The sequence below is a fragment of the Ruegeria sp. BA12 genome (assembly GCF_056539625.1).
Window position 1 is genome coordinate 265503 of the sequence record NZ_JBQFVF010000003.1, and the last position, 15141, is coordinate 280643.

General features: G+C 56.3%; 12 protein-coding genes. 5 read left to right on the forward strand and 7 right to left on the reverse strand.

Annotation, left to right across the window (positions count from 1 at the left end):
- The first annotated feature begins 3 nt into the window (after positions 1-3).
- Both ACR0B0_RS09110 and ACR0B0_RS09115 read left to right on the forward strand, forming a co-directional pair.
- The gene (locus ACR0B0_RS09110; RefSeq protein WP_170350062.1) at positions 4-981 is read left to right on the forward strand and encodes an ABC transporter ATP-binding protein; all 978 of its coding nucleotides are present in this window, start codon (positions 4-6) and stop codon (positions 979-981) included.
- Complete coding sequence (locus ACR0B0_RS09115) at positions 978-1934, forward strand: ABC transporter ATP-binding protein (protein ID WP_170376836.1); 957 nt, start codon at positions 978-980, stop codon at positions 1932-1934. Before ACR0B0_RS09110 ends, ACR0B0_RS09115 begins: the two co-directional genes overlap by 4 nt.
- Positions 1935-1940: 6 nt before the next feature.
- On the opposite strand, the gene ACR0B0_RS09120 is transcribed toward ACR0B0_RS09115, so the two are convergent.
- The gene (locus ACR0B0_RS09120) at positions 1941-2615 is read right to left on the reverse strand and encodes a GntR family transcriptional regulator (protein ID WP_170350064.1); all 675 of its coding nucleotides are present in this window, start codon (positions 2613-2615) and stop codon (positions 1941-1943) included.
- 231 nt (positions 2616-2846) lie between these two features.
- Here ACR0B0_RS09120 and phnY point away from each other — a divergent pair, with 231 nt between their 5' ends.
- Positions 2847-4295 carry a phosphonoacetaldehyde dehydrogenase gene (gene phnY, locus ACR0B0_RS09125; protein ID WP_480647431.1) on the forward strand — a complete coding sequence of 483 codons (1449 nt, stop codon included), beginning with the start codon at positions 2847-2849 and terminating at the stop codon, positions 4293-4295.
- A gap of 6 nt (positions 4296-4301) precedes the next feature.
- On the opposite strand, the gene ACR0B0_RS09130 is transcribed toward phnY, so the two are convergent.
- Positions 4302-5144 (reverse strand): fumarylacetoacetate hydrolase family protein, encoded by an 843-nt coding sequence (locus ACR0B0_RS09130; RefSeq protein ID WP_480647433.1) that lies wholly within the window; start codon positions 5142-5144, stop codon positions 4302-4304.
- A gap of 288 nt (positions 5145-5432) precedes the next feature.
- On the opposite strand from ACR0B0_RS09130, the gene ACR0B0_RS09135 reads away from it, so the two are divergent.
- Positions 5433-6077: a GNAT family N-acetyltransferase gene (locus tag ACR0B0_RS09135; RefSeq protein WP_170350067.1), complete on the forward strand. Its 645-nt coding sequence runs from the start codon at positions 5433-5435 to the stop codon at positions 6075-6077.
- Positions 6078-6220: 143 nt separating this feature from the next.
- Positions 6221-7939, forward strand: coding sequence for an adenylate/guanylate cyclase domain-containing protein (locus tag ACR0B0_RS09140; RefSeq protein WP_254440214.1), 1719 nt, complete (start codon positions 6221-6223; stop codon positions 7937-7939).
- A gap of 62 nt (positions 7940-8001) precedes the next feature.
- Here the strand turns inward: ACR0B0_RS09140 and ACR0B0_RS09145 are convergent, their stop codons facing one another.
- From ACR0B0_RS09145 to ACR0B0_RS09165, 5 genes are all read right to left on the reverse strand, one after another.
- On the reverse strand, positions 8002-8895 hold the full coding sequence (locus tag ACR0B0_RS09145) for a hypothetical protein (protein WP_170350069.1): 894 nt from the start codon (positions 8893-8895) through the stop codon (positions 8002-8004).
- Positions 8896-9048: 153 nt separating this feature from the next.
- Positions 9049-10344 carry a gluzincin family metallopeptidase gene (locus tag ACR0B0_RS09150; RefSeq protein WP_170350139.1) on the reverse strand — a complete coding sequence of 432 codons (1296 nt, stop codon included), beginning with the start codon at positions 10342-10344 and terminating at the stop codon, positions 9049-9051.
- A gap of 42 nt (positions 10345-10386) precedes the next feature.
- Positions 10387-11697 carry a TfuA-like protein gene (locus tag ACR0B0_RS09155; RefSeq protein WP_170350070.1) on the reverse strand — a complete coding sequence of 437 codons (1311 nt, stop codon included), beginning with the start codon at positions 11695-11697 and terminating at the stop codon, positions 10387-10389.
- Positions 11694-12899, reverse strand: a complete 1206-nt coding sequence (locus ACR0B0_RS09160) for a YcaO-like family protein (protein ID WP_480647435.1) — start codon at positions 12897-12899, stop codon at positions 11694-11696. Before ACR0B0_RS09160 ends, ACR0B0_RS09155 begins: the two co-directional genes overlap by 4 nt.
- Positions 12900-13077: 178 nt before the next feature.
- Positions 13078-15141 (reverse strand): ABC transporter permease, encoded by a 2064-nt coding sequence (locus ACR0B0_RS09165; protein WP_480647437.1) that lies wholly within the window; start codon positions 15139-15141, stop codon positions 13078-13080.

Consider the following 15141-nt stretch of genomic DNA (forward strand, 5'->3'; position numbering starts at 1 on the left):
GACATGAGCCTGTTGGACATCCGAAACCTCACCGTCGAATTCGCCACCGCTTCGGGGAAATTCCGCGCCGTGGATGGCGTCGATCTGTCCGTCGACAAGGGTGAGCTTATGGCCATCGTCGGCGAAAGCGGCTCGGGTAAATCCGTGTCGATGCTGGCGTTGATGGGCCTGCTGCCATGGACGGCTACGATCACCGCCGATCAACTGAGTTTTGAAGGCATCGACCTCACCAAAATTTCGGCTCGTGACCGCCGTAAGATCATCGGCAAAGACATCGCCATGATCTTTCAAGAGCCGATGTCGTCACTGAACCCCTGTTTCACAGTCGGCTTCCAGATCAAGGAAGCCTTGCGGATTCACCTCGGCCTGAATCGCAGGGATCGCCACCAGCGCGCCATCGAGCTGTTTGATCAGGTCGGTATCCCGGCCCCCGAAAGCCGCCTGAACACCTTTCCGCACCAGATGTCGGGCGGGATGAACCAGCGCGTCATGATTGCCATGGCCATTGCCTGCAATCCCAAGCTGCTGATCGCAGATGAGCCGACAACAGCGCTGGACGTGACCATTCAGGCGCAAATTTTGGACCTGTTGGTTCGGCTGCGGGACGAACAAGGGATGGGGCTGGTACTGATCACGCACGATATGGGTGTGGTCGCTGAAACCGCTGAACGGGTTCAGGTGCAATATGCCGGTCAAAAGGTCGAGGAGCAGCCAGTCAAGGACTTGTTCCGCACCCCGCGCCACCCCTATACGGCTGCCTTGCTGAGCGCGTTGCCAGAACGGGCGACCTCGAAACTGTTGCCGACTATTCCTGGTGTCGTGCCCGGTCAGTTCGACCGGCCCAAAGGCTGCCTGTTCAGCCCCAGATGCCAATATGCGGACGACCTCTGCCGATCTCTGCCGCCAACCCCGCACAGCGCGGATTTCGGTAAGGCCCGTTGCCATTATGTTGAAAAGATAACCGCCGGAGAACTGGCATGACCGCCCCCATCGTTCAGGCCAGCGCATTGGCCAGATTCTATTCTGTCAAAGGCGGATTGCTGTCGAAACCGGCAACGGTCAAGGCGCTGTCAGGTGTGGATTTTGACCTGCAACCCGGCAAAACACTGGCGATTGTCGGAGAATCCGGCTGCGGAAAATCCACGCTGGCGCGGGTGGTAACGATGATCGAAGAACCGACCTCGGGCAGCCTGACCATTGATGGGGTCGACATTACCCCGTCGAAATGGGCGCAAATGCGCGAGACGGTGCAGATCGTGTTTCAGGACCCCTATGGTTCGCTCAACCCGCGTCAGCGGATCGGGCAGATCCTGCAGGAACCGCTGATCATCAACCGCCCCGACATGTCTGCCGCCGACCGCGAGGCCCGAGCGCGTGAGATGATTGACCTTGTCGGCCTGCGCCCCGAGCACTACGACCGCTATCCGCACATGTTCTCAGGCGGTCAGCGCCAGCGCATCGCCATTGCCCGCGCGCTGATGCTGAACCCCAAAGTACTTGTGTTGGACGAACCGGTCTCGGCGCTGGACGTGTCGATCCAATCGCAGATTCTGAACCTGCTGGTCGAGTTGCAGGAGCGTTTGAACCTTGCCTATCTGTTCATCTCGCACGACCTGTCGGTGGTAAAACACTTCGCAGATGATGTGATCGTCATGTATTTGGGCCGCGCGGTTGAAAAAGCCCCAAAAGAGTTGCTATTCGCCGCGCCCCGTCATCCCTATTCGAAGGCTCTGTTGTCTACGACACCCCGCGCTGACCCTGAGGCCCGGAAAGAGCGGATCAAGCTGGAAGGTGAATTGCCGTCCCCAATGAATATCCCCAAGGGCTGTGCCTTTGCGCAGCGGTGCTGGCTGGCCACCGAAGAATGCCGCGCCGCGCCGCCCGAGCTGAGCGGAGACAGGCATCAGGTCGCTTGCCTGCACCCGTTGGACTAAACCCGCTTATTCGGTTTTACGCGTCGCCGTTATCATGGCTAGCAATTGTTCCTTGGTACGCTGGATATGCCGGGTCAGCAGGTCACAGGCATCATCGACCCGACCCGCACGGGCCAGCGACAATAGCTCGCGGTGGTCTTTCTTGGCGGGTTCGCGTTGCTCCATGACACTTAGATGCATGCGAACATAGCGGTCGGACTGCACGTTTACCCGCTGAAGGATTTCGTTGCTCAGCCCGCGACCGGCAGCGGCGTAAAGCGCCATGTGATATTCATTGTTCAAGCTGCCCCAGCGGCCCACATCATATGCATCATAGGACTTTTCCATCGCATCCAGAATCCGATCGCATTCGTTGAAATCGGCGGCAGTCATCTGCTGAATGGCGCGTTTGAAAAGATCCACCTCAAGCAAGACCCGCAGGTCGAAAATCTCTCCGATTTCGGACAGGGAATGCGATGTGACCGCAGCACCTCGGTTGTTGGTTAGCTGCACGAGGCCCTCGGCATCCAGCCGTTTCAGCGCCTCGCGGATCGGCATGCGCGAGACGTCGTAATCCTCAGCCAGTGCCTCTTGACGAATGGTTTCACCTTCGGCGATTTCACCGCTCAGAATCCGCTCGCGCAGATCGTTGGTGATGACGTCGGGCAGGCTTTGTCGGGGGATCGCACGCGTTCTGGGCATTCACTTCGTCTCGGGTACTGGAAACTTGTATCCAAAATACAAAATGCCTGAACAATTTCCAAGCCCTTTGCATTAAGGATAACAATTAGGTGTCGCACGGATTCTGACGGACCATGAGCAGGGATTTCTCTGGTACGAAAATGGCGTTCTGACGGTACGAGACGAATTACAGGATAATTGACGTATTTATCTATGAAACAAAAGCGGCGCTTAAGAAAAATGGACGGGATCATGAATACATCCGACATTCGCAACGAAGGCATGCGCATCGGGGGGCAGATCGTTTTTACCGAGGCTACGGTTCCCGTTCACTACCCCTATACCAACGAGGTTATTGGCACGGTGCCAGCAGGCACCGCCGAACACGCACGCAAGGCTTTTGAGGTCGCTGCAAGTTATACCCCCAAGCTTACCCGGTACGAACGCAGCCAGATTCTGCAGCGCGCAGGTGAATTGATCGGTGAAAAACGCGACGATCTGGCGAAGTGGCTGACGCTGGAACTTGGCATCTGCCACCAGCATGCGATTTACGAAACCAAGCGGGCGCAGGATGTATTTCAGTTCGCCGCAGCCGAAGCGCTGAAGGATGATGGTGAGGTGTTCTCGTGCGATCTGACCCATAATGGCAAGCAGCGGAAGATTTTCACTAAACGCGAACCGGTCAAAGCCATCAGCGCGATCACGCCCTTCAACCACCCCCTGAACATGGTCAGCCACAAGGTTGCCCCGTCGATTGCCACCAACAATTGCATGGTCTGCAAACCGACCGAATTGACCCCGCTGACAGCGCTGACACTGGCTGACATCCTGTACGAGGCAGGGTTGCCGCCCGAGATGTTCCAGGTGGTCACTGGCTGGCCACAGGACATTGGTGATGAGATGGTCACCAATGAAAACATCGACATCATCACCTTCACGGGTGGGGTGCCGGTGGGCAAAATGATTGCTGAAAAAGCGGGGTTTAAACGTCAGGCGCTAGAGTTGGGCGGCAACGATCCCCTGATCGTCTTGAACGATCTGAGCGAGGCTGATCTGGACCGGGCCGCAGCCATCGCCGTGGCCGGGGCCACTGGCAATTCCGGGCAGCGTTGCACGGCGATCAAACGTGTTCTCGTACAGGACAGCGTGGCGGATAGATTTGTGCCGTTGGTTCTGGAAAAGGCCAAGGCCATTCGCTTTGGCGATCCGCAGGATCCTGAAACGCAACTGGGCTGCGTGATCCATTCCGAGGCTGCAGAACTGTTCGAAAAACGTGTTTACATGGCTGAAGGCGAGGGCGCGGTGATTCTCTATCACCCCGGTCGTCAGGGCGCGCTTTTGCCGCCGATTGTTGTCGACAAGGTTCCCCACACCAACGAGCTGGTGATGGAAGAAACCTTCGGTCCCATTATACCCATCGTCCGCGTGCCGGATGATGACGCCAAGGTCATGGAAATCTCAAACGGAACTGCGTTTGGCCTGTCCTCGGGCGTCTGCACCAACGATCTGAACCGCGCGATTGCCTATATCAATGGTCTGAATGTCGGAACCTGCAATATCTGGGAACAGCCCGGGTACCGGATCGAAATGTCGCCTTTTGGGGGCATCAAGGACAGCGGCAACGGGGTCAAAGAAGGGGTCATCGAGGCGATGAAATTCTTCACCAACGTCAAGACCTATTCCTTGCCCTGGCCAGAGTAAGGGTGTTCAGCCCTGCACTACGTCCTGTCGCTGCACGCCCAGCCCTTGGATGCCCAGTTCCATCTTGTCACCGGGTTTCAGATAGATCTGAGGGGTCCGTCCCATACCCACACCCGGTGGTGTTCCGGTTGAGATCACATCCCCTGGCTGCAGTGACATGAACTGTGACAGGTGCGAAATGACTGTGGCCACATTGAAATGCATCGTATTGGTCGAACCATCCTGATAGCGATGCCCGTTCACCTCAAGATACATCTGCAGGTTCTGTGGATCGGCGATCTCGTCCCGGGTGACCAGCCAAGGTCCGATCGGGCCGAACGTGTCGGCCGATTTACCTTTGACCCATTGGCCCGAGCGGTGGAGTTGAAAATCCCGCTCGGACAGATCGTTGATCACACAATATCCGGCTACGTGGTCAAGCGCCTCGGCTTCGGAAATATATTTGGTGTGCTTACCGATGACGACGCCCAGTTCAACCTCCCAATCGGTCTTAACCGAACCGCGCGGGATTTCGACAGTGTCATTCGGACCTACGATGGCAGAGGTCGCCTTGAAGAAAACCACCGGCTCGTCGGGCAGGTCCAGACCGCTTTCGGCTGCGTGATCGGCATAGTTCAGGCCGATGCAGGCGAATTTACCAACATTCCCGACACATGCCCCAATCCGCGGATCACCGTCGACGACAGGCAATGTTCCAAGGTCGAGCCCACGCAGCCGCGCCATGCTTTCATCGCCAAGCATCGCGCCAGTTACATCGTCAACAATCCCCGACAGATCGCGGATTTTACCGGCCTCATCCAAAATACCGGGCTTTTCCGCGCCAACCGGCCCATAGCGTAACAGCTTCATATCCTGTTCCCTTTCAACTCAGTTGGTCCAGCCGCCGACGACGGCAATAGGCTGTTCGATGTGACCAAATCACCGCCGCCTTGGGCGTGCAATAGACAAACCGGTGCGGGGCATACTTCAGGATCGTGCGACCAAGGGCATGTTGATCTTCGGCACGTCGGGGTCTGATCTTCGCAACCATAGGTATATAATCGCCGGGCCGCTGTTTTCTCATTTCGTATTTGCTGCCTATGTATGTTAGGCTCTGGGGTGTATATTTTCTGATATTAGTTAAAGGTAGTTGGTCCATTGTCAGACAAGTCCGACAGCGTATTCAAACTGCGCCCACTTGAAAAAGCAGATCTGGAGGTAATCACACCCTGGTTTCAGGATATCGAGGACCTCGGCCGATTTGATCGTACATCGCGGATTCCGTTCAACCTTGCGCAAACCGAAGACGTCTGGCGCGATGCATTTAGCGCGTCAGGCGGCAGCGGAAAGTGCTGGTTCGTTGTCGTCTCCAATAGCGGACAAGTGGTGGGGATTGTTGGGCTCGAGGCGATTTCCCCGGTAAACCGGGACGCGGTCATCGCCATGTTTGTCGAAAAATCGGTTCGGCGTTTGGGCCTTGCCATCAGAGCGACGGCACTGGTGGCGGATTTTGCATTCCGTCAACTGGGTTTGAACAGGCTGACCTCATATTACAGGCAGGATAATCATATCAGCCGCGACCTTGTGGAAAGACTGGGATGTCAGGTCGAAGGTACCATGCGGCAAGCCTGGTATGCAGACGGAACGTTTCATGACATGATTGTTGTTGGACTTCTCCGTCAGGATTGGATGAATACTCGTCCGACCCTGGCAAAAAGCATTAGCTCAGAAACAGTTGTGACTTTCGGAGAGAACGGGTGCCCAAGCTGGTCTTGGCCACCACAGGTTGATAAGTGTGACTAACGGGGTGTGCAATTGCTCTGCAAGCGCAGAGGCACATTTTGCTATAAGGTGACCATAGGGTTCGAACGCAGCCCCTAATACGAGTTATGAATGTGAACACCACGAGTCCAAACTCTTCCATAACGCAGAAGCTGGGTGCAGTCTTGTTTGCCGATGTCGTCGGGTATTCCCGCCTGATGAGTGAGAACGAGCTGGACACCTATAACGCATTGAAATCGTTGATTTCTCATCTTGAAGAGACCTGCGCGCGTTTTCAGGGCCGGGTGGTCGAGGTGCGCGGCGATGGTATTCTGGCTTTGTTCGAAACTGCCACCAGTGCCGTGGAGTTCGGCGTCGAACTGCACCGCATTGCCAGCCAGCACAATCAGGATCGCGCCGAAAAACAACGAATCAACTTTCGCGCGGGCGTCCATCTGGGCGAAATCCTGATCGACGATCGCGGCATTCATGGCGACAATGTGAATATCGCGGCGCGTCTTCAGGAAATTGCTGAGCCAGAAAGGGTTTACGTCAGTTCCGCCGTTTATGATCAGGTCTGTAACCGGCTGCGCTATGGTTATGAATTTCTCGGTCCGCAACACCTGAAGAACATCCTTGCGCCTGTCTCGACCTATTGTGTCCGCAGCGAAGTCGCTGGCGCCACGATGGCTGGAACGATGCGGCCGGATATGCCAGGAAATATTCTGGAACGTCCCGATACACCCTCGGTGGCGGTTCTGCCCTTCAGCAGTAATGGCGGAGACGAATCCGACAGCTGGATTGCCGAAGGGCTGACCGACGACATCATCATGAACCTGTCCAAGTTCCGCAATCTGTTCGTAATCGCGCGGAACTCGTCCTTTTTCTTCAAGACGCAGGGGATGCCACCGAAAGAGGCCGCGCAAAAGCTCAACGTGCGGTATATCGCGCGGGGCAGCGTGCGTCGCTCGGCCAGCCGCATTCGGATCACGGCGGAACTGATCGATGCCTCAACCGAACGCACCATCTGGGGTGAGCGGTTTGATCGTAATATCGACGATATTTTCGACATTCTGGATGAGGTGACCGAGTGCATCGTGGCCGCAACCGCGGTGATGATCGAGTCGCATGAAAAGCAGCGGATGATCCAGTCGGTCCCATCCGACCTCGAGGCTTATGGCTCTGTTTTGCAGGGCCAGTATCACATCTTCAAATACACCAGGAATGACAACCGGAAGGCGCAAAACTTCTATCAGAGTGCGCTTGACCGGGATGGGGGTTATGCACGCGCTGCGGCTGCCCTGTCACGAACGCTGAATATCGACTGGCGCTATTCCTGGTCCGAAGATCCTACGCAAGCCCTGGATCAGGCGCTGACTTTCGCACAGCGGGCGATTGAACTGGATCCCACGGACGCGCGCGGTTTTGGTGAATTGGGGTATGTCCACCTATACCGCAAGGAACATGACGCGGCCCTACAGTCGTATAGGCGGGCGTTGGCATTGAATCCCAACGACGCCGATATGCATTCAGATTATGCCGACGCGCTGGCTCACTACGGTGACAACGAAACGGCAATCACTCATCTGCAGCAGGCGATGCGGTTGAATCCATACTTCCCGGACCAATACTTATGGCATCTGGGTGGGGCATATTTCAATCTCAGGCAGTATCAAGACGCCATCGACGCCGTAAACAAGATGAACAACCCTACAGAAGGGCAACGTTTGCTGGCAGCAAGCTATGCACAACTTGGTGAAACCGACATTGCGCGTCAGATCGCGGATAAGCACCGTGTCGCGCATCCTAATTTTTCACTGGCACGTTGGGAAACAGTGCAGCCGGACAAGTTAGAAGAAGACACGCAACATTTTGTTGGGGGCCTGAAAAAGGCAGGTTTCTAAATAAAGACAGGCCCTGTTTTGCAAGGGCCTGCCGTGTTCTTTCCCGATACTGTAAAACTGCGTCAGTCTTCTGAGCCTCGTGCGCGCGCACCGCTGACCCTGGCTCCGCTCACACGGGCACCGCTGACGCGCGCCCCACTGACACGAGCTCCGCTGACACGCGCGCCACTCACGCGGGCTCCGCCAACGGCCGGGCTGTCAAAGCCGAAAAAGATATCCAGCAGAACCTGTTCAAACTGACCAGTCATTACATCCATCCGGACGGTGTAATCGGCCTTGTCATAGTCCCACACCTTGATGTCGTTGGCGATCTGATAATCAGCTGAAGCAACGCCAGAGAGGGTTGGGTCACTCGGGGCTCTGGACGCAAGGTTACCGGGTTTGTTACCTTCAGTTGGGCTTTCACCCTTTCCGTGAACCAGGAAAATAGTGGGCTCCGGCAACTCATAATAGGTGCCCTCGTAAGAGAACCCATAGATACGCGCCAATCTGGCGTCATCGCCATATTGATCTTTGAGCTGCTGATTGGCTCCAAGTTTTTCTGAAAGTTCCTTGCGGAATACAAACTCTTGCTTATTGAAGCCAGTCGGCGTGGGCAAAGTCTGTTCCCAATAGCTGTCTGCGTATTTGTCCCCATCGGCGACCTTAACAAGAGCGCCCTCTTTCACCCGTGTCTGATCCTCTAGTGTATAGTTGGAGTTCGTTACTTTTACAGTATAGATACCATTCTTTTTCGGACGATTTCCGGTAATCAGAACCTTTTCGTCGTTCGCAACTTCTTCACCGTCGATAGTGTCATCCGCGACGGACAAAGTCTTGTTCACTTTGACCTTTTTCTTCGCAACAAGCTTTACGGTTTTAGCCGGCGTCACATTCTTCGAAGCTGCGACCTTCAGATCATTCAACAAACGGCCAAACAACAACACTTCTGAAAAACTGAGCAAAGATTCGGACATCTCATTTTCTCCCAACTATGGGATCGACGGAGTTTGAACCCTCATCTCCCCCCTTTAAATTAGACTCGAACAAATAATTCGAGCAAATACATTCCAATAATCACCCCAAGATTGCATGCCATAAAACCGTTTAAAAATAAAGGATTTTAGGCGCTAACCCGGCACCTGCGTGCGAACTGAATCGGAATGACTGTCTTCATCGGGGTCCGGCACGCGAGGACCGGCCGTTGTCAGGCCGATATCGCGCATGCGGAAATTGCCTTCGATGATGCGACGAAATGCGCCGCCGGAAATCTCTTGATCCACGGCCAGCAAAGCCTTTTCGACACCGAAATAGCTTAGCATATCCGCGTCCAGTCGCTCCCACGCGTCGGCCAGATAGGTGCCCAGATAATCGCGCGCCTCAATAAGGGCGATGCGGAACCCTTCGGGGTTTTCGGCGTATCGCTTGTCAAAAATACCCTGCATCACTTGGCTGTATTCTGGCGTGCCTTCCAGTTGGTCCGACAGGTCCTCTTCTTCCGCCGAGATCAGGCCATGCACCAGCAATCGTTCGTGGTAGATGTCGACGAACACATCGAACATCGCACCGGTCAGGGGTTCGGACAACGCGTGCTCGCTGGACCATCCGGCGGCGAATTCCGACATAGTCCGATCATTGGCGGCAATCCGGATCTGCGCGTTGTCCGACAGTTCGGCAAAACGGCTGAGGCGGTTGAAAGTATAGAGGTTCCCCCGCGTGTTTTCGAGCAACGCGTCCACCACCGAACCGAAGTGCAATGACGCCAGCAGAGCCACCAGATCGGCAGCGGATTCGTGAAACCCGTAATACTCGCCCGAGGCATCTCCGTCTGTTGGCATTCCGATCACACTGTAAATAATCGCATGGCCGACTTCATGCGCGACCACGTCGAAATTCAGGCTGTAAGGGCGGTATTCATTCCCGTGTTCATGGGTGCCACCGGTTTCCAGAAAACCCCAACCGATATGCGCGTTGTCGAGGCTGGGCAGAAGTGACAGTTCCAGACGGTCGAAGTCCCGGGCAAAGTGCCAAGGGATCTGACGGTCGAAATACCCCTGCCAGACATCCATTGTGAAATGGGCTGAACCATACAGATGCGCAGCCTCAAAGGCCGGGTCGGTTGGGTCGATATGGATGAAATTTCCGAACTCATCCGGCATTGCCGGCGGATGGATATATCCGTCCCATGGTGGCAGGTACATGCCCGGACCGTTCGGCCCCGGTATAATGGCACCGTAAGGCGTGGTTTTTCCCACCGGGTTCACCGTATACATGCGCGGCCCGGACGGCCCCGGGCCGATACTGCCCTGAGGGGCAGAGATTTCGACCAGTTCCAATGGGGCATCAGGTTCCAGAAAAGGCGACTGCGGATACAGCAGGAATCGAGTGCCGGGTTCTTCGTCTTCGATCTGTTCGGGGTAGTTCACAAAACGCCCTCCGGTATCGTGCCCGGTCAATTCCGGCGGCCTTTAATCGGCGGCTCCGGCGTCGGCACTTTTATGGCAATATAAAAACTCGGCTTCTATCAGGTCATAAAACGCATCGCGCCCGGTCAGACCAAGCGCCACTGCGTAGGAGTCAAGATCATCAGGCACCTGTTGGTCAAGACGAGATTCAAAATACCACATTAGCACCCGCAAACGATCCACTCCGGATGAGCCCGCCGGAATGGCGTTCTGTCCCTTGCTGGCGGCCCGATCCCGCAACAGGGTGTATTGACCCGTGCGACGCAATTCTGACAGCAGTTGTGTGTCCAAATAGCTCGCGCGGGATGCAACGGTGGCGTCGATCCGCGCAGCGTCTGCCAGCATAGCCTCATAGCTTTCGGGGTTCAGATCGTTCGCCTCAATCCACGCCATCAGGTCAGACCGCCGTGACAAGCCTGTTGCCGCCCTATGATCGTCCATCTTCCGGACCAGATCAGCGCGTGTAGGGGTACGATCCCGTCTAGAGGCATCTTCGCGCGACAGCAGCGCCAACGCGGCGCGATCTTTCAATTGCGCGTATAAGTCAGGGTTCAGACGCAATTCGTCGACAATGGCGCGATCAGCTTTCGGCTCACCGCCATCCACCCTTGCGCATAAGGCTTTCCACATCAGGGTTGGTTCGGTACGCGTCACCTCGGTCGCGGGCAAAGGTGTACCATTCAAGTGATCCGACATGCGGGTCAGCATGGCGCATGCGTCAACCGCCTTGGCGTCGACCCGACCCGTCGGCAGCCAATCCGCGAAACCGTCCACTCCTGGCAAGTCCTGCACGGCAGAGATAATATCCGCCCAAATTCGCTGGCGATAGTGCATGACCTTGGCGAGATGTAGCATCTCAGACGCCGTGTCCGTAGGCAGGACACCCGCAGCCTGCGCTTGCTCCACAGTTGCGCGGATCGACACCATCGGCTCGCTGAGAGGTTGGAACCCCAGTTCGGCCGGGCTGTGTAGCACGGCAACCTCATCGTCATCCTGCAGGACATCGGTGTAATAGTCCTGAAAGATCTGACCAACCCCGATCATTCCGAAATCAGCCAGCTCGGCCGCGCGCAACGCGCCCATGCTGGCGCTGCCAAAGACCGGAATACCCAGTTCGATCGCCCATAGGATTTCCTTGTGCCATACCGATGGAACCCCTTCGAAAAATCCGTCTATGATCCCGATTGCGGTCGGTTTTTCGCGCGCGACACGATAGACGTCGCCTTGTCGAACGGGTGGCAGAATGGTCGCATCCAGATGTTCGGCCACTGCGTCAGACGTCAGGGTAGGTCCCACAAAAACAACTGCCGTCATGCCAAACCATCCACTATGCGCTGTGCCCGGGGGCCGGGCACGTAATCTGGCTCGTCATGCGGAGCCTCCAGCCCGGGGATCACAGCCCGGATCACGGCGATATCAATTTCAGGCCGCGACAGATCAACCGTCACCACCTGTGAAATGCCCACGGCGGCAAGCCGTTGCAGCAGCAATTCCAGGTCTTCGTCAAAGGACCCGGTCACATGAGACGGACAATCGTCAAATCTTTGATCCGCTGCGGCACTATCAATTAGGTCACGCACATAGCGCCCCCGATCCATCTTGGCCTGATCGGTGAATTCCTCTGGATCCAGATCATCCCGCGCGCCAGAGATATAGGTAAGTCGCGTCTGTGCCGCCTCGGTCAGGGCCCGCAGCAAGGCGATCGCACGGTCTGGGTGGCAACCATCACCAATACCGATATGGCCGGGCTGTCCGCCGCCTTCGCAAATCACACAGCGGAAACTGGCAATTCCTATATCTGAAGTCGTGTTCCACAACCCGATCTCAAGCCCGGCGGTGGCAATCATTTCGATGGCCTGACGACAGCGCGGGTCATCCACAGTGTCTGGATCAAGGCGGGGGGCGCTCGCACGGTGATGCCACATTGTTGTGGCGTCCCGTTCGATCAACTCGCAGATGGCGTGACAGCTGGCCTCGGCCACGTTGTTTCCCGACGCCAGACCGTTGGTCGTGCGAGGAAAGGCAGCCTGACCGCCAACCGGCGCGGTGGTATAGTCGGTATCGACCATCTCAAGCGGAACCCAGCACGCGTGACCCGTACCCAGATCCTGGCCTAAAACCCATAACATGTTGGCCTGCGGATCGAAATGCCCGCCGGTCACACGCGGTAGCTTGGTCACCTCAACCACAGTCGCATCTTGGGCCAGTTCGGCATATCTGGCCAGACGCTGCGGCAATTGCACCCGTTCGGCATGCCAGGACTCAATCGCTTCCATCACGCCTGAAGCTTGAGCCGCGTGCAGCGACAACCCTTTGCCCAATGACACCGCAACCGACCGGGAATTGGGCCGGGCAACCATCACGGTGGGCAATCCGATCCGGTCCAGGCCAGTCAGGTTTGCAATCCTGGTGATGCCCATGGCCTTTAGATAAGGTTTAACAATTTGCAGAGTGTGCTCAGGATCGCGCAGCCGATGTGTGTCCAGCACATATTGCTTCTGCGATCCATCGGGCATGTTACAAGCCTTGTTTGAAATTTACGCTCAACGTGAAAATAACTGCGCCGGGCCAGTCCGTTACGGGGCAGGATGATAGATCATACCCTATCGGTCAACCGCTGCGGCCTTTGGACCTTTCGGGAGCCGCCGCGTAACATTGTCAGGCCGTGTGTTCAGTATATCGTACCGCTGGAGATTAAAGGGCGTCGTTGAGTTTCACCCCCAGACGCGCCTGAATTTGCTGGCTGAACCCCTGTGTGATGCGGTCGGCGATCATTGCGATGATGGCCATGCCTATCCCGGCAGTCATCCCGACCCCGAAATCGCCATCTCCGAGGCCGATATAAATCTGCTGGCCCAGATCGTCAGTGCCCACCAGGGCGGTAATCACCAACATTGAAATCCCGAACATGATTGTCTGGTTTAGGCCCAGCATGATTGATGGCACCGCAAGTGGCAATTTCACCTGCCACAGCAACTGCCGGGGCGTCGTTCCGATGGCTGTTGCCGCCTCGATCACGTCATGCGGCAGGTTGCGTAGCCCATGTTCGGTGTATCGGATCGCCGGAACAATCGCATATACGATAATGGCCAGAAGAGCCGTGAATTCACCAATCTTGAACACCATCACAAAGGGAATGAGGATCACGAATAGCGGCATGGTCTGTAACGTGTCGATAACGGGCCTTACTATGCGGGACACAGTGTCATTCTCGGACGCCCAGATGCCGATGGCGCTGCCGAACAGAAATGACAGCAGAACGCCTACGCCGCAGAGGTACAAGGAAATGACTGACGGTTCCCAAATTCCGGTCAGAAGCAAAAAAGCGACCCCGGCCAGCGCCCAGAGTGCAAGGCTCTTTCCTCCGGCCTGCCAGGCCAGGGCCAGGATCACGGCGCAAAGCGCAATCCAGGCCAGCCCGGTCAGGCCGGAATACAGAACCAGCCCGAACAGGATCACCCAAAGAGCTTGCAACTGCTTGCCTTTGAACGCGAAATACCCAGCTATTGCCGCGACGATCAGTGCATATCCCGTGGTCACGGCGGGTGTCATGGCAAAACCCCAGGTAAACGGGCTGACGGCCTGAGACAGCCCGATCTTGATTGGCAGCATCAGGTAGAACAGCGCGACACGTTTGATTGCTTCAAGCGTGGTGCGGAATTCGACAAAGATCCACTCAAGCCCCGCGTTCATAGCCGGGGCGGGGTTCAGCACCCACGCTTCGGGCCAGTCTTTGAGGGGTGGGAAAACCATGGCCAGCAGCCAAGCAACGCCAAACAGCGCAGCGCAGATGATCCAGCCTTTGGCCCCGCGTTTAGCTGAACTGGACTGCACCGCGAACCCCCAGGTGATCCGATCCAGCACCATGGCCATCAACGCGATCACGATCCCTGCCAATAGGCTTTCACCGAACTGCGCTTTGCGCATGGTCGATAGCACCTCCCAGCCGATATCGTTTGTGCCGCCGATGATCGATGCAATGATCACCATGGACAATGATGCCATCGTCGTTTGGTTCACCCCCAGCAGGACTTGCCGCTGCGCCGTTGGAACTCGCACGCGCCAGAAAAGCTGGGATGGGGTGGCACCGCTCATCAGGCCGGACTCGATCACTTCGTCCGGAACACCGCGCAGGCCAACGATGGTATTGCGCACCATTGGAGGAAAGGCGAACAGGATGGAAGCGACCAAACCGACCGTAGTGCCAAATCCGAACAACAGCAGGATCGGCAGCAGATAGGCAAAGGCCGGAACGGTTTGCATCAGATCCAGGACTGGCATGATGATCCGATAGGCTCGGTCAGACAGAAACCCCCAGGTTCCCAGCGCAAAGCCCAGTGCCACCGCCATTGGAATCGAAACAACCACAAGCGCGAAAGAGTTCATGGACTGTGTCCAGAACCCAAACGTGACCATGTATAAAAGGCTGACGGCGGTAAAGATCGCAAGTCCCCGACCCCCTGCACGAAGGGCCAGATAGACCCACAGCATAAACCACGCCACCCATGGCACCGCATGCAGAACCGTCTTGGCCAAAAGGATGGGCCAATCCAACAGCCAAGAAATGGCTTTGAAAAACCAGCCGAAGGTCACCACAAACCACCGCATCGCGATATTCATCGGGTCGGTTACCGGCAGAACCAGTGCATCAGGATAGGTGACCAGTGGCCCAAGGCTTTTGGCAAAGACGACGCAAATGGCCACAAGCACTGTGACCGCAAGCCAGACCACCAGCGATCTGTTCGAAACTGCATCCAT

What these genes read in the sequence shown, in the direction of transcription:
- ACR0B0_RS09110 (WP_170350062.1), top strand. Translation starts at nt 4, where the DNA reads ATGAGCCTGTTGGACATCCGAAACCTCACCGTCGAATTCGCCACCGCT.
- ACR0B0_RS09120 (WP_170350064.1), bottom strand. Translation starts at nt 2,615, where the DNA reads ATGCCCAGAACGCGTGCGATCCCCCGACAAAGCCTGCCCGACGTCATC.
- phnY (WP_480647431.1), top strand. Translation starts at nt 2,847, where the DNA reads ATGAATACATCCGACATTCGCAACGAAGGCATGCGCATCGGGGGGCAG.
- ACR0B0_RS09115 (WP_170376836.1), top strand. Translation starts at nt 978, where the DNA reads ATGACCGCCCCCATCGTTCAGGCCAGCGCATTGGCCAGATTCTATTCT.
- ACR0B0_RS09165 (WP_480647437.1), bottom strand. Translation starts at nt 15,141, where the DNA reads ATGGATGCAGTTTCGAACAGATCGCTGGTGGTCTGGCTTGCGGTCACA.
- ACR0B0_RS09155 (WP_170350070.1), bottom strand. Translation starts at nt 11,697, where the DNA reads ATGACGGCAGTTGTTTTTGTGGGACCTACCCTGACGTCTGACGCAGTG.
- ACR0B0_RS09130 (WP_480647433.1), bottom strand. Translation starts at nt 5,144, where the DNA reads ATGAAGCTGTTACGCTATGGGCCGGTTGGCGCGGAAAAGCCCGGTATT.
- ACR0B0_RS09160 (WP_480647435.1), bottom strand. Translation starts at nt 12,899, where the DNA reads ATGCCCGATGGATCGCAGAAGCAATATGTGCTGGACACACATCGGCTG.
- ACR0B0_RS09145 (WP_170350069.1), bottom strand. Translation starts at nt 8,895, where the DNA reads ATGTCCGAATCTTTGCTCAGTTTTTCAGAAGTGTTGTTGTTTGGCCGT.